This window comes from Brucella pecoris (assembly GCF_006376675.1).
Lineage (GTDB): Bacteria > Pseudomonadota > Alphaproteobacteria > Rhizobiales > Rhizobiaceae > Brucella > Brucella pecoris.
The window spans coordinates 282473-304740 of sequence record NZ_VEWK01000004.1 but is presented as its reverse complement, the minus strand read 5'-3'; the positions used below and the strand labels follow the sequence as shown (position 1 = coordinate 304740).

Below are 22268 nucleotides of genomic sequence, written 5' to 3'. Positions count from 1 at the left end.
AGTGGACCGGCGCAGCTTCTTTTTCAAGGCCTCATTGCTGGCAGGAAGCGCAGAAAAAAGTCGACCGCCCCGACTGAACTGCCCGTTCCACAATGCCGTTGCAGGCGGGATTTCTGCACGGTTCGCCCTCGCGCCCATAGACAGAAAAGGAATGCTGGAAATAACCGAGCGCGCCGTCTGCCTGAATATAGTCCTTGAGGGTCGAGCCGCCAGCAGCAATGGCATCAGCGATCACAGAGCGTATGTCGGAAGCCAGCCGCTCAACGGCTTCGGGATCCTGCGCGATGGACCCGGCGGCGCGCATGGGTGACAGGTGACTGCGCCAGAGCGCTTCACAGACGTAAATATTACCAAGACCGGCGATCAGCCGCTGATCGAGAAGAGCAGCCTTGAGCGGCGCTTTGCGCCCCGAGAAGAGTTCCGCAAGCACAGTGCCGGAAAGCAGATTGCCTGTCGGCTCGATGCCGAGGCTTGCCAGAAACGGATGACTGTCGAGCGTGCCTTCCTCGGCAAAGAGCATGAAGCCAAAGCGGCGTGGATCGTTGTAGACCACACGGGCAGGAGCGCCATCGGCGCGCAGAAGGTGAAACACCACATGATCATGCGCGCTCAGCTTGGAACGTTCGTGCTGAAACGCACCCGGCGTGCTGCCATCGTCATCCGTCTCGATGCGGAACGAACCCGACATGCCGAGATGGCTGATGACAGAGAGGCCGTCATCAAGATGGATCGTCAGATATTTCGCTCGGCGACCAAGTGCTGAAATGCGACGACCAGAAAGCCGTTCGACAAATCGGTCGGGAAAAGGAAAACGCAGATCCGGGCGCCGCTGTTCGACTTGACTGACGGTCGCCCCTTCCATGACGGGCTGCAGACCACGGCGAACCGTTTCGACCTCTGGCAATTCGGGCATTGAAAACTGATCCTGGACAAGTGCCGTATATCGGCTCTGCCCTTATATGTTCAGTTTTGCTCACAATGCTAAGATGTTCAGCATTTGGTGCAGGGAATTGTGTGGGTATAGCGCGGTGCCAGATAATAGGTTTCGCTCATGGGAATGCTCGTGGAGATCCATGCATTGAGCGGCTTGTAGTCGAGTTCGACATCGACTTTGATGAAGTACGCCCCTTCTCCCACGAGGCTTGACGGAAGATCGCCGACAGTACCCTTTTTTGCGACAAAGTCCGCGACATTGGCATAGGACCAGTCGACCTTCGGCATCAGACTGTTGGCGGTTGCCGTCCCTTCAACCTTGATTGCCGTGATCCTTATCTTCGGACTGCTCCGGCCATAGGGCAGAAGGGACGCGCGGCCGATATTGAACATATCGTTCAAATCATCCGGCGTTACCGACAATTGTCGGGCGACCAGATCGGCAAGACTGCTCGCCGAGCGAGACACTTTCTTGTTCGTGTCCATCCCATCGGCAAGATCGACGGAGCCTAGATAAATCAGAAGCAGGAGGGGTACGATGAGCGCGAATTCAACCGCTCCCACCCCGCGCCGATCGTGCAGAAATTTCCGAAGGCAGTTACGCATGACCATCGATCGCTCCAGAGCGCATTCCGAAAAGGGTAAAACGGTGTTAGGGATGCGCATCGGTTGTTTCAGTTTGGGAAGGGCTCGTTCTGCCAGGTGAGGGTAGCAAAAAGCGGCATGGTGCCGCCTGCCGCATGTGGGCTTTCGATCAGATAGAGGATGTTCGTCAATACGGGCCAGGCATAAACCACGTTGAGCTGGTTGATCGTGGACGTCCCGCTCGTCCCGGTAATGCCTGTCCGCGTCAGCTTGCCCTCGCCATCGAGAATCTGGTCCGTCGGAACCTTGTCGAACCCCTCATAGGTTCCCAGATTGAACGAAAGATTGGGGCAGTCTTGTGCAACCATGAACTGCATCTGCTGGCACAGTTCGGTGCGGAGAGTTTCTTCTCTGATCCCAGCCCCTCTGATCTGGCCTGTCTGCAATCTGCGCGCCACGGTCTCCGTTGCATTGGATACGACCTGACGTGCCGCAAAACTCACGCCGACCTCGATCGTCGCAAAGACGATGATCAGGAACGGAACGATGAGCAGCGCGAACTCCACCGCCGCTACACCGGTTTGCGCACGGGCGAAACGGCGCAAATTCACGCGCACGCCTGCAAGGTGACGCGCCAAAATCCCGGAAGTCATAACCCCACCCAATTCCACATGAATTCAGTTGGGCGTATCGTTACAACAGGACAACCTGAAAGAGTATTAACGGAAGCAGGAACTCATACACGATTATTGCTATTTGTCGTCAAAGCCGTTCTTCGTCGAGGCTTTTTCACAATAGGGTGTGCAGGAAAGCGTTTGTACTTCTGCCTGACGGTAAATCCGTGTCGTTCCGCGTGCATTGCGGGAAACCACCAGTTCCCGGTCGAGGATCGGTTCGCCTTGCTTGTCCATGACGACGATATTGGTGACGCCGAAATCCTTGCCGGTCAGAACGATGGTCTGCGCATCCTGAACAACCGCGTCGGCAATCGACGGATTTCCGATCACAATGCTGTCGGCCGGACGCGCCAGTCGCAAAATGCGGGCCTGGCTTGTTTCGAGGGCAATATAGTCTTCTGCAGACGCCGGTGCGGCGACAAAGACGGCCATAAACGCAACGCCCATGGCAGATACCACGCCTAAGCCGCCCAAAGAAAATAAACGACGCGTCACGCGACATTCCCCGCTGATAGAACGGGGCCCGCTGATATATTGAGCCCCACCAATATAATGAGCAAAGAATGAACGGGATTGGTGAAGGAATAATTAAGTCACTACCCTTCCGTGCAGGCCGTATCCGCAATTCGCCAAACATTAACCAATCACGCAATGGTCGCGGCTTTCCAAGCCCCGAAACACTTCATTAACCCTGATTGTTAAGGGGGCCACAATTCCTCTCTCCTATGCTTGAGCGCATCCGAATTTAAAGCGCATTTCAAAAAACCAGCGCGATCGGAACAGCGAGGAGCATGTGATGCCGACATTGATGACGCGTTTCATGAAGAACAGGGCCGGTTCGACAGCGATCGAATATGCGCTGATCGGCACGCTCGTCTCTATTGCGATCATCAGCGGCGTAGCGCTCATGGCCGGAAATGTCGGCGAAAAATTCAACGACACGGCCACACGGTTCGAACAGGCTGCAAACCGCTAATGACTATAGCGTAATTCCGTGCAAACGGTGGCCAAATGATGGGATGACGTGCGACGCGGGGGCATCGGCAATGACAGCAGCAGCCATGACGGCAATCTTCGCTCTGGCAATGGTGACCGCCATGATCACCGACCTGACCTCGATGACCATCCGCAACCGCGTTTCGATCGGACTGACACTCGGCTTTATCCTGCTCGCACCACTCCTGGGGCTTCCTCTTTCCGATTATGCCTGGCATCTCGGTGTCGGTGGTATCGCGCTGATCATCACCTTTTCGCTCTTCTGCCTTCGCGCCATGGGCGGCGGCGATGCCAAGCTCATCGCGGCAACGGCCTTGTGGTTCGGCCCCACGATCAGCCTCCTGGATTATCTTGTGATGGTCTCGATCCTCGGCGGTATTCTTACGCTCACACTCATTCTCTACAGAATGATCCCGCGCCCGCTTCTGGCCGATCGCTATGCCTTCATGGGAACGCTCGCCCGCAAGGATGTGGGCATTCCCTACGGTATTGCTCTCGGCGCTGCCGGTCTCTGGACGTTTCCGCTGTCGCCGGTTGGGGAATCGGTGAAGGCCTATTTGGCGGGAGCCTTTTGAGCGCATTTATACGCAACGCTTACGTGTACTCCCAATCTTTCTTTATTCGAATAAGATTATATTAACCATAATTACACGATTGCCAGTGCAATTTTGGAACACGTCATTGAGACGTGGGGATTTGCGCGGGGCACATCATGAAATCAGCTCGACTGCTCATTTTAGGAGTGGCCGTTCTTGCGGCTGGTGGAGCTGGCTATATTGCCATGAACCTAGCCGCACCGCCGCCCGCACCCATTGTCGCCGCGCCTGAAACACCGCAGATGAAACTGGAAGACGTACTCGTCGCCACCGAAAACCTTGGTGTCGGCGCAGAACTGACATCGCAGATGCGCTGGCAGCCCTGGCCTGTGGATGCAGTCAGCGACGGCTATATCACCCGCACAAGCGAACCCGACGCCATCAATCAGCTAAGCGGTGCAACCGTAAGGCTGCAGTTCTTCACCGGCGAGCCGATCCGCAAGACCAAGCTCATCGGCCCGGGGCAGAGCTTCATGTCGTCGATCCTGCCGCCCGGCATGCGCGCCGTCGCGACACAGATCAATGCCGAGAGTTCGGCTGGTGGCTTCATTCTTCCCAACGATTTCGTCGATGTCATCATGACCCGCCGCAAACCGGACAACGGCGAAAAATCCCTGAGTCCCTTCACAACGGAAACGGTACTGCAGAACGTCCGCGTTCTGGCCATCGATCAGGCCATTCAGGAAGATGAACAGGGCCGCAAGGTCATGGTCGGCCAGACCGCAACGCTCGAAGTCACGCCGGAACAAGCTGAAATCATTACCGTCGCCCAACAGATGGCTGACCGTCTGACGCTGGCGCTTCGCTCGACACAGGACGTTGAGGACAAGGATATCAAGCAGGCTGATTATCTGGTTTCCTCGCCGACCCGCAGCGGGACGGTCAAGGTCATCAAGTCCGGCAGCGTTACAGAAATAGGACCGCGCTCATGAGAAAGATAAAACGCGTGCGCCCGCATTCGGCAAAAATCGCGCTTTTTGCCAGCGCGCTTGCTGCCTTTTCATTGCCGCTTACCGATATGTCCGCCGTGGCGGCAGCTGGCATCGTCAAGGTCGGAGGCCAGCAGCGTTCGCAGACGATCAAGCTCGGCCTCAACAAATCGGTCGTGCTCGATCTTCCGCAGGATGCCTATGACGTTCTCGTCTCCAACCCGACAATCGCCGATGCGGTGACACGCACGTCGCGGCGCATCTATCTTTTCGGCAAACAGATCGGGCAGACCAATATTTTCGTTTTCGGTCCGAACGGCGAGCAGGTCGCATCCATCGATGTCGAAATCGAGCGCGATGTGAGCGGGATTTCGTCCCAGCTCAAGCGTCTGATTCCCGGTTCAGATATTCGCGTCGAACTGATCAACGACAATGTGGTTCTGACCGGAACCGTCCAGACCCCACAGGATTCGGCAAAGGCCGCAAAGCTCGCCGGTCTTTTCGTTTCCGGCGGTGAGGCGACAACAGGTCAATATTCCACCACGGCCTCGGCTCCAACCGATGGCGGCGGCGTTGCGATCAACAATCCGGATGAAGATCGCCGTAAAAGCGCTATCGTCAACATGCTCACCATTATCGGCGAGGATCAGGTGACATTGAAAGTCACCGTCGCCGAAGTCAGCCGTTCGGTCATGAAGCAGCTTGGTGTCAATATGAGCGGCGGTGGCGTTTCGAATGGTATCTCCTATGGCGGAATTTCCGAGAGTATTGCCGGAGCCATTGGCAACAACCTGTCCGATACCGGGTTCGGCCTCGCGACAAGCAACTTTTCCGCCTATCTGCGGGCGATGGAAACGGCTGGCGTGATGAAGACGCTCGCCGAGCCGACGCTGACCGCGATCTCAGGCGAAAAAGCGGCTTTCAATGTCGGCGGCGAGTATAACGTCATCAACAGCGTGAAATATGATGACGATGGGAAGCGCACCAATGAGCTGGCCAAGATCAACTACGGGATCGGCCTCGAATTCATGCCGACCGTGCTGGGACCGGGACGCATCAGCCTGAAGATCAGAACCTCCGTCTCCGAACCGACGACCGAAGGCGCAGGCACGACCAACAAGATGGATGGCGTCGGCGCAAGCATTCTGTCGCTGCGCAAGCGTGTGGCCGACACGACGGTCGAACTCCCGTCCGGCGGCTCCATGATGATCGGCGGCCTGATCCGCGATGAAGTGCGCCAGTCGGTTTCCGGATTTCCGGGCCTCACCAAGATTCCAGTCCTCGGTGCGCTGTTCCGCAGCAAGGATTTCATCCGCAACGAATCGGAACTGGTGGTGATCGTGACGCCTTATCTGGCGCGCCCCGTGGCCCGCCAGCAGCTTGCGCGACCTGACGACAATCTCAACCCGGCCAGCGATGGCGCAGGATACATCCTTGGCAAGGTCAATCGCGTTTACGGCACGATGGAAACCAAACTGCCGCCCGGTCGCTACAACGGCGTCGTCGGTTATATCTACAAGTGAGCGGGGGACAGATCATGACCTATTCAGTCAGAGGCTTTTGCAGGATTTCCGCAAGACCAGCGCTCCTCGCCTTGTCGGTGGCCCTTCTCGCGGGCTGCGCGAATCGCCAGCACGTCACCGTCGGTGCCCTGCCGGATGATTATCGCACCAATCATCCCATCACGATTGCCGAGCGGGACCAGGTCACAGATATTCCGGTCGCACAGGCCGACCAGAAACTCAGCCCGATGCAGCGCGGTATCATTCAGGGAGCCATCGCCAATTATCGGCGCAGCGGTTCTGGCATGCTCTATGTTCTGGTGCCTTCAGGTGCATCCAATCAGGCTGCGGCCTACCGGCTGAGCACCGAAGTCTCGGCCATGCTGCGGCGCAGCGGCATCAAGGCGAACAATATTGCCATTGAGAATTATCCGGTTGAAAGCCCGGATGCGGCGGCGCCCATCCGCATCAGCTATTACGCGATGACGGCGGGCACGACACCGTGCGGTCGTTGGCCGGACGATCTCGCCAGCACGCCCGAAAACAAGCACTACGCCAATTTCGGCTGCGCCTCGCAGAACAATCTTGCCGCACAGGTCGCCAATCCGGCTGATCTTCTGGGACCACGCGCCATGTCGCCTATCGATTCGGACCGCACCACGGAACGTCTCAACGGCGATCAGGGCTATGTGAAGATGTCGCCGGCGCGGACGGACAATTGGCGCGAATCTCGCAGTGAACAGGCCAATTATTAAGAGGACGCTATGAGCAATTTCGCGTTCGAACCGACGGAAGAAGAACAGGACCTGGAGACGGGCCGCGCACCGATCATGCTTGAAAATGTGCGCCCCATTCCGCGCATTTCGATCCAGGCCTTCTGCGTCAACGAAAGCGTCGCCATCCCGATTGAGCGCGCAGGCGGTGACCGGCGCATGGCAAAAACGCATCTCAAGGTTATGATGGGTGGTGTTGCGGCTGCAATCGAGTTTTATCAGACTGCCTCCACGCCCAATCTGATCATCGTCGAATCGGCCTCCGAGCCTAATGTGCTGCTTGAAGAACTGCAGCAATTGTCGGAGGTCTGTGATCCCGGCTCGAAAGTCATGGTCATCGGTCATTCCAACGAGGTCTGGCTTTATCGCGAACTGCTGCGCCGGGGCGTTTCGGAATATATCGTGGCGCCGGTCGCGCTCGCAGACATTCTGGCCATCGTTTCCTCGATCTTTCTCGATCCCGGCGCGGAGCCGCTGGGCCGTTCCATCGCCTTTATCGGCGCAAAAGGCGGTGTCGGCGCTTCGACCATCGCACACAATGTCGCCTGGTCGATTTCGGATCTGTTCCGGCACGATGTCGTGCTTGCAGATATGGATCTGCCTTTCGGCACGGCGAATATCAATTTCGATCAGGACCCGACGCTCGGCATCGCCGATGCCGTCTTCTCGCCGGAACGGATTGACGAGGTTTATCTCGACCGGCTGCTTGTGCAGTATGGCGACCATCTTTCGATCCTCGCTGCCCCTTCCAGCCTGGAGCGCACGTTCGATTTCGGCGACGACGCCTTTGCCGAGCTGATCGATGTTGCACAGCGCAATTCTCCGCTGATCGTGCTGGACGTGGCACACGGCTGGAGCGGGTGGACCCGCACCACATTGATGCGTGCCGATGAGGTCGTGATTGTCGCAACGCCCGATCTTGCCAATCTGCGCAACACGAAAAACCTTCTCGACACGCTGGCGCAACTGCGCCCGAACGATGTGAAGCCGCATCTCGTCCTGAATCAGATGGGTATGCCCAAACGGCCGGAAATCGCGCTCGCCGATTTTTCCGAGCCGCTCGGCATCGATCCCATCGCAACCATCGACTTCGATCCGCAACTTTTCGGCAACGCAGCCAACAATGGCCGGATGATCGCCGAAACCAATCCAGAAAGCCCGGTTGCGGGAGCCATCAGCCATATTGCGCATGTTGTGACCGGCAGGGCCGATGTGCAGCCGCGCAAGAAGACCGGCATTTCGAGCCTTCTCGGCAAGTTTGCACGCAAGACCAAGTAACGGCAGGAAATCATGTTCGGCAGAAGAGGCAACGATACGGGAAACAAGCCGGAAAGCGGAATGCGACCGGCTGTGCTGAAACCTGCCAACTCCGCTGCAATGCCCGCTTCGACCCAGCCGGCAGTCCAACCGTCCCGTATGCAGGCAGCCGTCCCCACGACACAGGCCCGATCTCCCGCCCAGCCAGGCACACAGGGGCGCGAAAAGACCGAAAGTTACTACGACACCAAATCGCAGGTCTTCTCGGCGTTGATCGATACGATCGATCTGTCGCAACTCTCCCGCATGGCACCGGACGCCGCGCGTGAGGAAATCCGCGACATCGTCAACGACATCATCGCCATCAAGAATTTCGTCATGTCGATTGCCGAGCAGGAAGAGCTGCTTGATGACATCTGCAACGACGTATTGGGCTACGGCCCGCTGGAACCGCTTCTTTCCCGTGACGACATCGCCGATATCATGGTCAATGGTTCGCGCCGGACCTATATCGAGGTGGACGGTTTGTTGCAGGAAACCGGCATCCGCTTCCGCGATAACCAGCAGCTCCTTAACATCTGTCAGCGTATCGTCAGTCAGGTCGGACGTCGTGTCGACGAATCGAGCCCTATCTGCGATGCCCGCCTGCCTGACGGTTCGCGCGTCAACGTCATCGCGCCGCCGCTGTCGCTCGACGGCCCAACCCTGACCATTCGTAAATTCCGCAAGGACAAGCTGACGCTCGACCAGTTGGTGCGATTCGGCGCTATATCGAATGCCGGAGCAGAGCTGCTGCAGATCATCAGCCGTGTGCGCTGCAATGTGATCATTTCGGGCGGCACCGGTTCGGGCAAGACCACGCTTCTCAACTGCCTGACACGTTATATCGACACGCACGAACGCATCATCACCTGCGAAGACTCGGCTGAACTGCAATTGCAGCAGCCGCATGTGGTGCGTCTGGAAACTCGCCCGCCCAATCTGGAAGGCGAAGGCGAAGTCACCATGCGCGATCTGGTGAAGAACTGCCTGCGTATGCGTCCCGAACGCATCATCGTCGGCGAAGTGCGCGGCCCCGAGGTTTTCGACCTCTTGCAGGCCATGAACACAGGCCATGACGGTTCAATGGGGACGATCCATTCCAATAGTCCGCGTGAATGCCTCAACCGTATGGAAGCCATGATCGCCATGGGCGGCTATGTGCTGCCGCAAAAAACCGTGCGTGAGATCATCGTTGGCTCGGTCGATATCATTATTCAGGCCGCGCGCCTGCGCGACGGCACACGCCGTATCACTCACATTACCGAAGTGGTGGGACTGGAAGGCGACGTCATCATCACCCAGGATCTGGTTCTGTACGATATCAAGGGTGAAGACACTTCCGGCCGCATTCTCGGCAGTCATAGCTCGACCGGCATCGGACGTCCTGCCTTCTGGGAACGCGCCCGCTATTACAATGAGGACAGCCGCCTTGCTTCCGTGCTCGACAGCATGGAAAGGACAAATGCATGACCGGTTCCGGCGCCAGCATTTTGATGTTCATCGTGCTTGCCGTCATCGCCTGCGCGGCTTTGTTCTATGCGCTTTTCTATGAAAAGCTCGGCAAGAAGGATCACGCGGCACGGCGCTTCGAAACCGTGCGCAACAGCGGTTCGGAACGGGCGATAACGCGCAGCGAGCGCGACAGAAACGCCGACATATTGAAGCGCCGCAGACAGTTGCAGGACAATATCAAGGACCTGGAAGCGCGGCAGAAGCAACGCGAGAAAAACCAGAAATATCCGCCCCTGCGCATTCTGCTGACACAGGCGGGCTTAAATCTGACCTTGCAGAAATTCTACATCTATTCCGGTGTGACCGCGTTCCTTGTTACATTCATCGCGCTGATCTTCGGCGCGCCGCTGCTTTTCCTGCCGGGCATCGCCATTGCCGGTTTTTTCGGCCTGCCGCGCTGGTTCGTGCTGCAGAAACGCAAGCGACGGCTGAAGAAATTCCTCGAAGAATTTCCCAACGCCCTTGATGTCATCGTGCGTGCAACCCGTGCCGGGCTTCCGCTTAATGACGGCCTGAGACTCATTGCGAGCGAGGCGGTGGAGCCGGTCAAGGGAGAGTTCAAGAAGGTTGTCGAAGCACAGCAGATCGGACTTTCGATCCCTGAAGCGGTTGGCAAGATGCCTGATTCCATGCCGTGCCCGGAAACCAACTTCTTCGCCATCGTCATCCAGATTCAGTCCCAGGCAGGTGGTAATCTTTCCGAAGCGCTCAACAATCTTTCGAAGGTTTTGCGCGATCGAAAGAAGATGAAAGCCAAGGTCAACGCGCTATCCATGGAAGCCAAGGCTTCTGCCGCGATCATCGGCGCCCTGCCCTTCATCGTTACGTTTCTCGTCTACCTGACCAGCCCGCTGTATATGACCCTGCTCTTCACCTCTTCGACCGGCCACATGCTCCTGGGCATTGCAGCCGTTCTGATGCTAACCGGCATCTTCATCATGAAGAACATGATCAATTTCGATATGTGAGGTACCGGACATGTTTTCTCTCCTCACACAAAAACTGACCGACCCGCAGTTTCTGATCGGCGCTTTGATTACCGTCGCGGTTTTTGCAACCGTGGTGACGATTCTCATGCCGGTCCTCAGCGGCAATGCGCTCAAGTCGCGGATGAAATCAGTTGCCACCGAACGTGAAGCCATTCGCTCGCGCGAGCGTGCCCGACTTGCTGCGGAAAGCGACCGTCGCAACAGCCTGCGCCATCAGCAAAAGCAGGGCATCCGCGAATTTGTCGAAAAGCTTGACCTCAAGCGTGCGCTTGCGGACGAAAAGACGATCGCTTCGCTCAGGCAGGCAGGCTTCCGGGGGCAGAACCCGCTCAACATCTTTCTGTTCCTGCGCTTTGTTCTGCCTTTCGGCGCGATAATAGTCGCCGCCATCTACATTTTCATGCTCGGCGTGCTTGCCGATCAATCGTTCTTCGTTCGCCTCCTCGTTTGCATTCTTGCTGGCTATGCCGGTTTCTATGCGCCTAACCTCTACGTCTCAAACCGGGCGACCAAACGCAAGCAATCCATCCGACGCGCATGGCCGGACGCGCTTGATCTGATGCTGATCTGCGTCGAATCGGGCATGTCCACGGAAGCTGCGTTTCGCCGGGTGGCCGATGAAATCGGCATCCAGTCCGTCGAGCTTGCCGAAGAATTAATGCTGACCAATGCTGAGCTTTCATTCCTGCCGGAGCGCCGTCAGGCTTATGAAAATCTCGCCAATCGCACGGGTCTGGAGCCAGTGAAATCCGTAACGCAGGCGCTGATTCAAGCCGAGCGTTACGGCACGCCGGTCGCACAGGCGCTGCGCACGCTTTCTCAGGAAAGCCGCGATCTGCGTCTGCTTGAAGCTGAAAAGAAGGCCGCAGCCCTGCCGCCAAAGCTGACCGTGCCGATGATTGTTTTCTTCCTGCCCGTCCTCTTTATCGTTATTCTCGGACCGGCCTTCATCCAGATTTCGGCGCAAGGCGGATTGTTCGGCGGTAACTAGAGCATAATCCGACCGGAGTGAAACGAGGATCGATAAGATTATGCTTAAAATAAAAGAGGTTAGAGCGCCGATCTGATCGAAGAATCAGCCCTTCGGCTTGTCCTTGAGCATGTTCCAGGAGTTCTGCTGCGCCAGCATGGAGCGGAGATAATCCGTATTGGCCTTGGCCTGTTGCGGAGAAATTTCACGCGCGGCAATCGCTTCGGCCTCCTGAAAGCGGCCCTGCAGACCGACCGACAGGGCAAGGTTTTGACGCACACGACTGTCCGCACCAGGGGCTGCAGCGGCCTGTTTGAAATAGGTCTCAGCCGTTCGTGCATCACCGGCCAGAAGATAGGACATCCCCATATTGGAGATAATCGACGGTTCATTCGGCTGAAGCTGCAACGCCTTCTGATACGTCGCGCGCGCTTCTTCCTTCCGGCCCATCTGGTCGAGAACAGCACCTTCTGCGGAAACCAGTTTCCAATCGGGATAGGCCGGGTTCTGTGCACGGCGAACGGCATCAAGCGCGCCGTCGAACTGGCCAGCGCTTGCAAGCGCCTTGCCATAAGCCGCAAGAACGGCCTGATCCGTCGGATAGACAATAGCCAGCGCCCGCATGACGGCCAGCGCCTGATCGTTACGGCCAAGACGCGTCAGCACATTGGCATAGTTGAGCGCCGTCTGGCGATCCTTCGGATTGCGTTCATATTGCGCGCCGAGCCGCCCGGCCATGGCGGCGAGCTGTGCGTCGTTCATGTGGTCGAAAGTGGCAACTGTTGCCGCGCGGCGCACCGAACCGGTCGTGGTCCGGTCAACCGATGTGCAGCCGGAAAGTACAAGCATTGAAAGAATGCAGGCGAAGCCAAGACGTATTGCGATAGCGTCTTTTCGAGCGATGTTCAGCATCCCGCCTCTCCTGCCAAAGCGTGTCGCGCATTCAACATGCTTTAGTCTCTTGTTTTCACGCATGTCTCCCCAAACCGGTTCCCACTTTCGGGAGACATGCTGTAAGGCCGGACGATGCGCCCAGACCCCCTCAAGCCCAATTCCTGTTAAATCAATAATCCGTTAACCCTAATGATTGGTTAATAAAGCGATTGTGGTTTTTTTCCCGCACGGCAATAATCGCGCTATCTGTTTGTTTTTATAAACTTCCGACAAAACCCCAGCGCTTTTGCCGGACACGCTTATTGGTCAGAAAGAGCATCATGTCTGTCGAACTTCTTTCCCGAAAATCCGAACAAAGCCGCCCGATCTGGTTTACGCCGAAAGGCGGGCTGGAAGCCTCCAGCCTTTCCGCCGATGCAATTGCATGGGCCAAGGCCAATGGCTTTGACGGCGAAGCTGGTCGTGTCCTCGTGGTTCCCGGTGCTGGCGGATCGGTATCGGGTGCGTTTTTTGGAACGGGAGATGAAAAAAAGGGCGGTCAGTCGCAGCTTCTGGCCGGAAAGCTTGCGCGCGGTCTTCCGGACGGAGACTGGCATATTGACGGCGCGATCGATGACGCAGCGCTTGCAGTTCTGGGCTTCTTGATGGGTGGCTACAGTTTTACGCGCTATCGCAAGGCAAATGGCAAGGCGATCCGCCTCGCCTTGCCGGATGGCGTGGATGAGGCCGAAATCAGCCGCATCGCTACTGCGGTAACGCTGGTGCGCGATCTCATCAACACACCGACCAACGATATGGGGCCGGATGCCCTCGAAAATGCCGCCCATGAACTGGCGAAGAGATACAAGGCCGACATTGCCATCACCGAAGGTGATGCGCTTTTGGAGAAGAATTTCCCCATGATCCATGCGGTCGGTCGTGCTGGCGCAATTGTGCCACGCCTGATCGATCTTACGTGGGGCAAGGCAAGCGACCCGAAAATCACGCTGGTCGGCAAGGGTGTCTGCTTCGATACCGGCGGTCTCGACATCAAACCGGCAAGCGGCATGCTCCTGATGAAGAAGGACATGGGCGGAGCCGCCAATGTGCTGGGCCTCGCCTCCATGATTATGGACGCGCAATTGCCGGTGCGGCTGCGCGTGCTGATCCCGGCAGTGGAGAATTCGATTGCCGGAAATGCCTTTCGGCCGGGTGACGTGCTGCAAAGCCGCAAGGGTCTGACTGTCGAGATTGGCAATACCGATGCGGAAGGCCGTCTGGTTCTTGCCGACGCTCTCGCACTTGCCGATGAAGAAGAACCTGCACTTCTGATCGACATGGCGACGCTGACAGGGGCTGCGCGTGTTGCGCTTGGCCCCGATCTGCCGCCATTCTATACGCATGATGACGAACTCGCCGCTTCGATTGCGCAAAGTGCGGATGCCACCGCAGACCCGCTATGGCGCATGCCGCTTTGGAAGCCTTATGCGCAAAAATTGTCCTCACGGATCGCCGACATCAACAATGTCACCACCGATGGATTTGCCGGATCGGTGACGGCAGCGCTCTTCCTCAGCAAATTTGTCGAAAAGGCTCAAAGCTGGGCGCATTTCGACATTTTCGGCTGGGTGCCGGTCGAAAAACCCGCCTCGCCAGTCGGTGGAGAGGCGCAAGCCATTCGCGCTCTTTACCAGTTTTTGAAGGAACGCTACCCGGCGCAATGAATCGACTTGCCTGAAACACCGAAAGCGGGTTGAATAAAACGGTTCCGAAACAATCCCCGTTTTGGTGGAACCGGATGCCAATTGAGCTGAAGCCGTTGCAGGCGCTGACATTGCTGAGAACCCTGTCGCTGGAACAGGTGCGTGACGAGATGCCCGATCTCACCACGCGACAGGCAGCCATTCTCCTGACCATCTATCTGGAGCCCCCGCCACATACCGTGCGGGGACTTGCAGCAAAACTGAACGTCACCAAGCCGGTGATTACCCGTGCGCTCGACACGATGGGCGCACTTGAGTTCGTCTCCCGGCATCGTGATGAAAAAGACCGGCGAAATGTGCTAGTGAAGAGGACGGTCGCCGGAGCACTTTATGTTGAAAGACTGGGCGATCTGGTGATCGCCAAAGCCAGGGAGTTACCACTTTGACCATGCTCGACCGCCGCCTCAACGCCTATCGCCCCGACCTCGCCGATGAACGGCTGACCGGTCAGGTGGAAGCGGCGCGTTTCACCACCGGAACACTGATGCAGGTTTCCGCGTCCGTTGTCGATCTGCGCTCCGAACCGCGTATGGATAGCGGACCGCAGACACAGATGATCTTTGGCGATCGTGTTCGCGTCTTCGAGGAGATGGACGGCTGGTCGTGGATGCAGGCGGAACGCGACGGCTATACCGGTTACGTCTCCGCTGCCGCGCTGGAACAACTCGCTGGAACCGAAACGCATCTGGTCATCGTGCCGCGCACCTTCGTTTATCCCGGTGCTGATCTTCGCTTCCCACACACCATGGCGCTGTCGCTGGGTTCACGCGTGCGTATCGTCGGCGCGGCCGAGACGCGCGGTACAAAATATGCCATTCTGGAAAGCGGCGAGGCGCTGATCGCCAGCCACCTAGCGCCAGTCGGTGAACATGCCGCAGACTATGTGGCCGTCGCAGAAACCCTTCTTCACACGCCTTATCTGTGGGGCGGCACGTCGGGATTCGGCATCGATTGCTCCGGCCTCGTGCAACTTTCCATGTGGGTGGCAGGCCGCGAGGTTCTGCGCGATTCGGACATGCAGCAGAATACGCTTGGCGAAATCGTCGAACCCGATGCGTCCTATTCGAACCTGAAGCGCGGTGATCTCGTCTTCTGGAAGGGCCATGTCGCCATCTGCGCTTCCCCCGACATGCTGATCCATGCGAGCGGTCATACGATGACGGTCACGCTGGAGCCGCTACAGGATGCAATCAAGCGAATTGCCTATCTATACGATCTGCCGACGCTTATCCGCAGACCCTGAAAATGAGATCGGGAATCCATGAAGGGAAAGACGACACTGACGATAGCCGCTTTGCTGATCGGCTTTGCTTTGTCTTTTCCTTCCCCCGTTTCGACTGAGAGAATTGCGCGCATGACCATTCCCGCGTCCCCTGCCGCCTTTGCCGAAGTCAATGGCATCCAGATGTATTACCGGATTGTTGGCAAGGGCTCGCCGATCCTGCTCATTCCGGGCGGCCTTTCCGACCAGCATGTCTGGGATGCGCAGCTTCCTATCCTTGCGCGTCACCACACCGTAATCGTTGCCGACAGTCGCGGCCAGGGACGCTCGACCCGCACCGAAGACCCCATCACCTATGGATTGATGGCCGATGATTATGTGGCACTGCTCGATTTTCTCCATATCGACAAGGTCGATCTTGTCGGCTGGAGCGATGGCGGCATTATCGGCCTCGATATCGCCATGCGTTATCCAGAACGGCTGAAAAGCCTGTTTGCGCAGGCCGCCAATGTCACGCCCGATGGCAATACCGGCTATACCGAGGCCCGCGCCGAAGGAAAGCCGATACCGGAACTGCGCCACTATGAGAGCATCGACAAGGAAATTCATGCGCTCTGGGCAAATGAGCCGAACTACACCGATGAAGACCTGTCGGATATCCGTGTGCGCACCGCGATTGTTATCGGCGACCGCGATACGGCCATCACGCGCGACCATACGGAATTCATCGCCAGCCAGATACCAGGCGCCCAACTGATCATCCTGCCCGATGCCGGACATGGCGTCCCTGTCGAGAATCCGCGCCTTTACGCACATACAGTGCTGCGTTTCATCGACGGGAAAAGCACCGATGAAACGAAAACCGCGAGCCGGAAAAGCTAGAGCGGCTCCTGTTTAGCAATAATCGTCGGAACCGCTGTAGCTATTTTTTATAGGCATTAGCCTTCGCATCGAAGCGGGGTAAGAAATCAGTCCAGTGAACTGATTTCCCCGCGCGGACGCTTCGCACTTTTGGCTCGAAAATGCTCTAAACCCTGTTTGGCAATACGCGGTCGGGCGGGCGATGCCCGTCGACAAAAGCCTTGATATTGATGATGACCTTGTCGCCCATGTCGATGCGGCCTTCCATTGTGGCCGAGCCCATATGCGGCAGCAGGACGACCTTGCCTTTTTCGGCAAGCGCCAGCAGGCGCGGATTAACCGCCGGTTCGTTCTCGAACACGTCCAACCCTGCTCCGGCAAGCTTGCCCTGCTCAATCAACTCTATCAGGGCATTCTCGTCGATGATCTGGCCGCGCGCCGTGTTGACCATATAGGCGGTCGGCTGCATCAGCGCGATGCGGCGCGCGGACAGCAAATGGAATGTAGCGGGCGTGGATGGGCAGTTGACCGAGATGATATCCATCCGGGCCAGCATCTGGTCGAGGCTATCCCAGTAGGTCGCTTCCAGCTCTTCCTCGACCTGCGGATTGACGCGCTTGCGGTTGTGATAGTGAATGGAAAGCCCGAAAGCCTTGGCGCGACGGGCAACGGCTGTACCGATACGTCCCATGCCCACAATGCCGAGGCGTTTGCCCCAGATGCGCCGTCCGAGCATCCAGGTCGGCGACCAACCCGGCCATTGTCCATGGCGCTCGCCCAGCACATTGGCGCCTTCCACCAGACGTCTTGGCACCGATAGCAGCAGCGCCAGGGTCATGTCGGCAGTATCCTCGGTGAGGACATTCGGCGTATTGGTGACGGTGATGCCACGCTTTGCAGCGGCGGCGACATCGATGTTGTCTACGCCATTGCCGAAATTCGCGATCAGCTTGAGATTGGGGCCGGCCTGTTCAATGGCCGCAGCGTCGATAACGTCGGTGATGCAAGGCACCAGAACGTCCGCTTCCTTCATCGCAGCAATGATTTCCGGCTGATTCATGCGGTGGTCGTCTATGTTCAGACGCGCATCAAACAGTTCCCGCATCCGGGTTTCCACTGGGTCCGGCAATTTTCGCGTAAGAACGACCAGCGGTTTCTTCTTGTTCGACATCTCCACCCCATCGTTGAGCAAAGCCCCTGGAACAGCCCGTATTGTAACCAACTGATCGGTTGCGCTCCAAGAAATTTCCTGCACATTTCCGGCGGAAAACCGACTCCCACTTTTCCGGGAAATGCGTTAACCGAAGCTTCATGTTGAGACCTCCTTAACCAAGGCGGTGCAATATGGGATATTGCTTCGGCTGAACATCTCTATCAAGGCGAAGCGGTAAAGACAAAGAAAAACCGGAATCTTCAGGTGCCTCTTGGAAAATCAACAATGTTTTTCTGAAAAGATGCATTTAAAATCAAACAATTAGGTCGCATTTCGATCTGTTGCACACAGATGGATGAACGATCTGGAAACAGGACGGCAACGTCGCCTCGCAGCCCCCTTAAACTGCCGAAGCTACTACCGTTCTGTCGTGACAGGACGGCGAGAGGTCGCAGTTTGTACAGAGTACTTTCGCAACGCTTTTTGATAGCCACACTTGGCTTTCTGGCATTTTTTCTCATTCTGGCGCCGCTTGGCGCTTCGAACAGACATGCCGCACAGGCTGTAGAGCCTGCAGGCACCACTGTCGGCGCAAGCGGGCTTCCCGTGCCGCGTTTCGTCAGCCTTAAACCCGCGCGCGTCAATCTGCGCATCGGACCGGGACGTGATTATGCGGTTTCATGGCTCTTCATGAAGGCAGGACTGCCGGTCGAGATCATCCAGGAATATGATAACTGGCGTCGTATCCGCGATGCGGACGGCACGGAAGGCTGGGTCTATCAGTCGCTTCTTTCCGGCAAGCGAACCGCCATCACTGCGCCCTGGCTCAAGAACGATCAAGGGGCGATGATCAATATGCGTCGCGACGCCAGCGACACATCGGGACTTGCCGCCGAGATTGAGCCGGGGGTAGTCGGCACGGTGCGTGAGTGCACCGGCCAATGGTGCCGGTTGGATATGGGCGGCGTCCGAGGCTGGATCAAGCAGTCTGATCTCTGGGGTGTTTACCCGGGTGAGGTTTTCGACTGACGAATAAATGGCTCCGGCCTCTACGGATAAAATCCGGAGCCTGCAGTTATTTTACCAGGCAGGGATCACCGATCCCTTGAACGTCGTGGCGATGAAATCCTTCACTTCATCGCTGTGATAGGAGGAGATCAGGGTTTTCACCCAATCGGCATCCTTGTCGGCGGTGCGAACGACGAGAATATTGACGTAAGGCGCTTTCTCGCCTTCCCGCACCAGTGGATCGGTCGCCGGGTTCAGTCCTGCTTCCATGGCATAATTGGTGTTGATGACGGCGGCATCGACATCCTCCATCGAACGCGGAAGCTGCGCAGCATCGAGTTCAACGAATTTGAGGTTCTTCGAATTCTCGATGATGTCGAGGGCGCTGACCTTCAATCCCTTGGCAGGATCGAGCTTGATGATGCCGTTTTCAGCAAGAACGAGCAGAGCACGACCGCCATTGGTCGGATCGTTCGGGATCGCAATCGTCGCGCCGTCAGCCAGCTCCGAAATATTTTTCAGCTTCTTCGAATACAAGCCCATTGGAAAGTTGACGGTTTCGGCAACGCTCACAATGTCGAAGCCGCGATCGGCGACCTGATTGTCGAGATACGGCTTGTGCTGGAAAGAATTGGCTTCCAGCGCGCCATCCGCGAGCGCCATGTTCGGGATGACATAGTCGGAAAATTCCTGAATATCGATTTCAAGGCCGTTCTTTTCAGCAACTTCCTTCACTTTTTCCATGATCTGGGCGTGCGGACCAGGGGTAACTGCGACCCGGACTGTTTTTGCAAAGGCGCTGCCGGCAGTAAAAACGGCGAGAACGGTCGCGGCGATGAATAGCTTACGCATGATATCTCCTTGGAATGTGCCCGGCTGAAACTTGGGAGGCGATTCAGCCTGGACCGCAGAACTTTCTCCCTTTTCAGCCTCACGCAATCCAATACGCAACAAAAAAAGCGGCTGTAGCCGCTTTCTTTTCAATCCGGTGCGCGGTGTCGTTCGTTACTGGCCCTTGCGGCGCAGGCGAACGATAATATCCACATTGACGATTTCCATGCCCTGTGGTGCTTCCGGCATGTTGGCAACCGTCGGCTGCCCACGCTCGCCATGCGGAATATCGAACACGACATTTTCGCCTTCGAGGAAGAAATGCTGGTGATCCGAGATATTGGTATCGAAATAAGTTTTCGAGCCCTCAACCGCGATAATACGCAGCATACCGGCTTCCGTGAACTGGTGCAGCGTGTTGTAAACTGTCGCCAGAGACACCGGCACGTCAGCCATCACGGCCTCTTCGTGGAGGTCTTCGGCAGCCAGATGGCGATCGCCCCGGGCAAAGATCAGGTTCGCAAGCGCAACGCGCTGACGCGTCGGGCGCAAGCCCGCATGGCGGAGCCGCTCTTCCATCGAGACCGTCGAGTGGGTATGTGAAGATTGCATATTCACCGTTGGTTCCGTCACAAGCTTGTAGCAAAATCATCAATCGTCAAACGGGCTGTTGCCCATTGCATACTGACATTGATATATGCCGTTGCGAAATAACTATCAATAGCTTTGGGAATTGCCCGCTTTTTCGGATAACCCCCCGAATAAACCCATTGCATGATTTTACTGCCGGAAACAGTCTGTGGTAGGGATGTTCCGGTGAAACCTACAATCTGGCCGGATTGCCGGTCGATACAGAATGAACCTCAAGGGAGGCGTAATGGCAGAACAGAAATCAAGCTACGGGTATGAAGAACTCCTGGCCTGTGCACGCGGCGAGATGTTCGGCCCCGGCAATGCTCAGCTTCCCCTGCCTCCGATGCTGATGGTCCATCGCATCACCGATATTTCCGAAACTGGCGGCGAGTTCGACAAGGGCTATATCCGTGCCGAGTATGACGTGCGCCCCGACGACTGGTATTTCCCGTGCCACTTCATGGGCAATCCGATCATGCCGGGCTGCCTCGGCCTCGACGGCATGTGGCAGTTGACCGGTTTCTTCCTCGGCTGGCTCGGCGAGCCGGGCCGCGGCATGGCTCTGTCCACCGGTGAAGTCAAGTTCAAGGGCATGGTGCGTCCGCATACCAAGCTTCTCGAATACGGCATCGACTTCAAGCGTGTCATGCGCGGCCGCCTCGTGCTCGGCACGGCTGACGGCTGGCTGAAAGCCGATGGCGAAACCATCTACCGGGCGACCGATCTGCGCGTCGGCCTGTCGAAGGACAACGAGGGCCAATAAGGCGCCTCAATCACCATCATCCACGAGCGCGACTGCAAAAAAGTGAACAGTTTTCATGCGGCCGCGCTCAAAACATGCGAAGATCGCACCTATGTAACCGCGAACAGGCGGCAGTCCGTATGACGGACACGTCGCTCACGGATCAGGTGTAAAGGAGAACGCGATGCGGCGTGTGGTCGTAACGGGTATGGGGATCGTATCCTCGATTGGTAACAACACCGAAGAGGTCACTGCTTCGCTGCGTGAAGCAAAGTCCGGCATCTCCCGCGCTGAGGAATATGCCGAGCTCGGTTTCCGTTGCCAGGTGCACGGTGCCCCGAATATCGACGTCGAAGCGCTGGTCGACCGGCGTGCGATGCGTTTTCATGGCCGTGGCACGGCCTGGAACCACGTCGCCATGGATCAGGCCATTGCGGATGCTGGACTTTCCGAAGAGGAAATATCCAACGACCGCACCGGCATTATCATGGGTTCCGGCGGTCCTTCGACCCGCACGATTGTCGATTCTGCCGACATCACCCGCGAAAAAGGCCCGAAGCGCGTCGGCCCGTTCGCCGTGCCGAAAGCCATGAGCTCGACCGCTTCCGCGACGCTGGCAACCTTCTTCAAGATCAAGGGCATCAACTATTCGATCTCTTCGGCCTGCGCGACGTCCAATCATTGCATCGGCAACGCGTTCGAAATGATCCAGTATGGCAAGCAGGACCGCATGTTCGCAGGCGGCTGCGAAGATCTCGACTGGACGCTTTCGGTTCTGTTCGACGCCATGGGCGCCATGTCGAGCAAGTATAACGATACGCCATCCACCGCATCACGCGCTTATGACAAGAATCGCGACGGCTTCGTGATCGCAGGCGGCGCCGGTGTCCTGGTACTGGAAGACCTCGAAACCGCACTGGCCCGCGGCGCCAAGATTTACGGTGAAATCGTCGGCTATGGCGCGACATCTGACGGTTACGACATGGTGGCTCCGTCTGGTGAAGGCGCGATCCGCTGCATGAAAATGGCGCTTTCGACCGTCAAGGGCAAGATCGACTACATCAACCCGCATGCAACCTCGACGCCTGCGGGCGATGCGCCGGAAATCGAAGCGATCCGCCAGGTCTTCGGCTCGGGCGATGCCTGCCCGCCGATTGCTGCAACGAAATCGCTGACCGGCCACTCGCTGGGTGCAACCGGCGTGCAGGAAGCGATCTATTCGCTTTTGATGATGCACAACAATTTCATTTGCGAAAGCGCACATATCGAAGAACTGGACCCTGCCTTCGCGGACATGCCTATCGTTCGCAAGCGCATTGACAACGCTCAGCTCAACACCGTGCTCTCCAACTCCTTCGGATTTGGCGGCACCAATGCGACGCTGGTTTTCCAGCGCTACCAGGGCTGAGGGAGAGGGAAAT

At 57.2% G+C, this 22268-nt stretch carries 24 protein-coding genes; 16 read left to right on the top strand and 8 right to left on the bottom strand.

Translation table 11 applies throughout. The features are described from left to right. Positions 1-31 precede the first annotated feature (31 nt). From mutM to FIB18_RS10430, 4 genes are all read right to left on the bottom strand, one after another. Positions 32-913, bottom strand: a complete 882-nt coding sequence (gene mutM, locus FIB18_RS10445; protein ID WP_140020642.1) for a bifunctional DNA-formamidopyrimidine glycosylase/DNA-(apurinic or apyrimidinic site) lyase — start codon at positions 911-913, stop codon at positions 32-34. A gap of 77 nt (positions 914-990) precedes the next feature. Continuing rightward, positions 991-1545: a TadE/TadG family type IV pilus assembly protein gene (locus FIB18_RS10440; RefSeq protein ID WP_235894868.1), complete on the bottom strand. Its 555-nt coding sequence runs from the start codon at positions 1543-1545 to the stop codon at positions 991-993. Between the two features lie 62 nt (positions 1546-1607). Further along, the gene (locus tag FIB18_RS10435; RefSeq protein ID WP_140020641.1) at positions 1608-2171 is read right to left on the bottom strand and encodes a TadE/TadG family type IV pilus assembly protein; all 564 of its coding nucleotides are present in this window, start codon (positions 2169-2171) and stop codon (positions 1608-1610) included. Positions 2172-2270: 99 nt separating this feature from the next. Next, positions 2271-2690 carry a pilus assembly protein N-terminal domain-containing protein gene (locus FIB18_RS10430; RefSeq protein ID WP_140020640.1) on the bottom strand — a complete coding sequence of 140 codons (420 nt, stop codon included), beginning with the start codon at positions 2688-2690 and terminating at the stop codon, positions 2271-2273. Between the two features lie 301 nt (positions 2691-2991). On the opposite strand from FIB18_RS10430, the gene FIB18_RS10425 reads away from it, so the two are divergent. From FIB18_RS10425 to FIB18_RS10385, 9 genes are all read left to right on the top strand, one after another. Next, entirely contained in the window at positions 2992-3171 is a 180-nt protein-coding gene (locus tag FIB18_RS10425) for a Flp family type IVb pilin (protein ID WP_140020639.1), read from the top strand. 70 nt (positions 3172-3241) lie between these two features. Next, positions 3242-3766, top strand: a complete 525-nt coding sequence (locus FIB18_RS10420; protein ID WP_235894867.1) for an A24 family peptidase — start codon at positions 3242-3244, stop codon at positions 3764-3766. Between the two features lie 137 nt (positions 3767-3903). Continuing rightward, complete coding sequence (cpaB, locus tag FIB18_RS10415; protein WP_140020637.1) at positions 3904-4719, top strand: Flp pilus assembly protein CpaB; 816 nt, start codon at positions 3904-3906, stop codon at positions 4717-4719. Then, positions 4716-6239, top strand: a complete 1524-nt coding sequence (locus tag FIB18_RS10410; protein WP_140020636.1) for a type II and III secretion system protein family protein — start codon at positions 4716-4718, stop codon at positions 6237-6239. Before cpaB ends, FIB18_RS10410 begins: the two co-directional genes overlap by 4 nt. A 14-nt stretch (positions 6240-6253) precedes the next feature. Next, positions 6254-6973, top strand: a complete 720-nt coding sequence (locus FIB18_RS10405) for a CpaD family pilus assembly protein (protein WP_140020635.1) — start codon at positions 6254-6256, stop codon at positions 6971-6973. 9 nt (positions 6974-6982) lie between these two features. Beyond that, a complete protein-coding gene (locus FIB18_RS10400) occupies positions 6983-8269 on the top strand; it encodes an AAA family ATPase (protein WP_140020634.1) in 1287 nt (428 codons plus the stop codon). A 12-nt stretch (positions 8270-8281) separates the two neighbouring features. Further along, a complete protein-coding gene (locus tag FIB18_RS10395) occupies positions 8282-9760 on the top strand; it encodes a CpaF family protein (RefSeq protein ID WP_140020633.1) in 1479 nt (492 codons plus the stop codon). Further along, complete coding sequence (locus tag FIB18_RS10390) at positions 9757-10770, top strand: type II secretion system F family protein (protein ID WP_140020632.1); 1014 nt, start codon at positions 9757-9759, stop codon at positions 10768-10770. Before FIB18_RS10395 ends, FIB18_RS10390 begins: the two co-directional genes overlap by 4 nt. Before the next feature lie 10 nt (positions 10771-10780). Continuing rightward, the gene (locus FIB18_RS10385) at positions 10781-11782 is read left to right on the top strand and encodes a type II secretion system F family protein (RefSeq protein WP_140020631.1); all 1002 of its coding nucleotides are present in this window, start codon (positions 10781-10783) and stop codon (positions 11780-11782) included. Positions 11783-11866: 84 nt separating this feature from the next. On the opposite strand, the gene FIB18_RS10380 is transcribed toward FIB18_RS10385, so the two are convergent. After that, entirely contained in the window at positions 11867-12673 is an 807-nt protein-coding gene (locus tag FIB18_RS10380) for a tetratricopeptide repeat protein (protein ID WP_140020630.1), read from the bottom strand. Positions 12674-12975: 302 nt separating this feature from the next. Between FIB18_RS10380 and FIB18_RS10375 the strand changes: the two genes are divergently transcribed. From FIB18_RS10375 to FIB18_RS10360, 4 genes are all read left to right on the top strand, one after another. Further along, a complete protein-coding gene (locus FIB18_RS10375; RefSeq protein WP_140020629.1) occupies positions 12976-14358 on the top strand; it encodes a leucyl aminopeptidase family protein in 1383 nt (460 codons plus the stop codon). A gap of 74 nt (positions 14359-14432) precedes the next feature. Continuing rightward, entirely contained in the window at positions 14433-14783 is a 351-nt protein-coding gene (locus FIB18_RS10370; protein WP_109987099.1) for a MarR family transcriptional regulator, read from the top strand. A gap of 2 nt (positions 14784-14785) precedes the next feature. After that, on the top strand, positions 14786-15640 hold the full coding sequence (locus tag FIB18_RS10365; RefSeq protein ID WP_174977418.1) for a C40 family peptidase: 855 nt from the start codon (positions 14786-14788) through the stop codon (positions 15638-15640). A gap of 18 nt (positions 15641-15658) precedes the next feature. Then, a complete protein-coding gene (locus tag FIB18_RS10360) occupies positions 15659-16501 on the top strand; it encodes an alpha/beta fold hydrolase (protein WP_140020627.1) in 843 nt (280 codons plus the stop codon). Positions 16502-16646: 145 nt separating this feature from the next. Here the strand turns inward: FIB18_RS10360 and FIB18_RS10355 are convergent, their stop codons facing one another. Further along, positions 16647-17651: a 2-hydroxyacid dehydrogenase gene (locus FIB18_RS10355; protein ID WP_061344689.1), complete on the bottom strand. Its 1005-nt coding sequence runs from the start codon at positions 17649-17651 to the stop codon at positions 16647-16649. Between the two features lie 438 nt (positions 17652-18089). Between FIB18_RS10355 and FIB18_RS10345 the strand changes: the two genes are divergently transcribed. Beyond that, on the top strand, positions 18090-18662 hold the full coding sequence (locus FIB18_RS10345; RefSeq protein WP_140020625.1) for an SH3 domain-containing protein: 573 nt from the start codon (positions 18090-18092) through the stop codon (positions 18660-18662). Between the two features lie 51 nt (positions 18663-18713). Here FIB18_RS10345 and FIB18_RS10340 read toward each other — a convergent pair whose 3' ends face one another. Together FIB18_RS10340 and irrA are read right to left on the bottom strand one after the other, a co-directional pair. Further along, positions 18714-19493, bottom strand: coding sequence for a MetQ/NlpA family ABC transporter substrate-binding protein (locus FIB18_RS10340; protein ID WP_140020624.1), 780 nt, complete (start codon positions 19491-19493; stop codon positions 18714-18716). Positions 19494-19646: 153 nt separating this feature from the next. Further along, positions 19647-20084, bottom strand: a complete 438-nt coding sequence (gene irrA / locus FIB18_RS10335; protein ID WP_140020623.1) for an iron response transcriptional regulator IrrA — start codon at positions 20082-20084, stop codon at positions 19647-19649. 265 nt (positions 20085-20349) lie between these two features. Between irrA and fabA the strand changes: the two genes are divergently transcribed. After that, on the top strand, positions 20350-20868 hold the full coding sequence (gene fabA, locus FIB18_RS10330) for a 3-hydroxyacyl-[acyl-carrier-protein] dehydratase FabA (RefSeq protein WP_140020622.1): 519 nt from the start codon (positions 20350-20352) through the stop codon (positions 20866-20868). 163 nt (positions 20869-21031) lie between these two features. Continuing rightward, positions 21032-22255 (top strand): beta-ketoacyl-ACP synthase I, encoded by a 1224-nt coding sequence (gene fabB / locus FIB18_RS10325; protein ID WP_140020621.1) that lies wholly within the window; start codon positions 21032-21034, stop codon positions 22253-22255. The last annotated feature ends 13 nt before the right edge of the window (positions 22256-22268 follow it).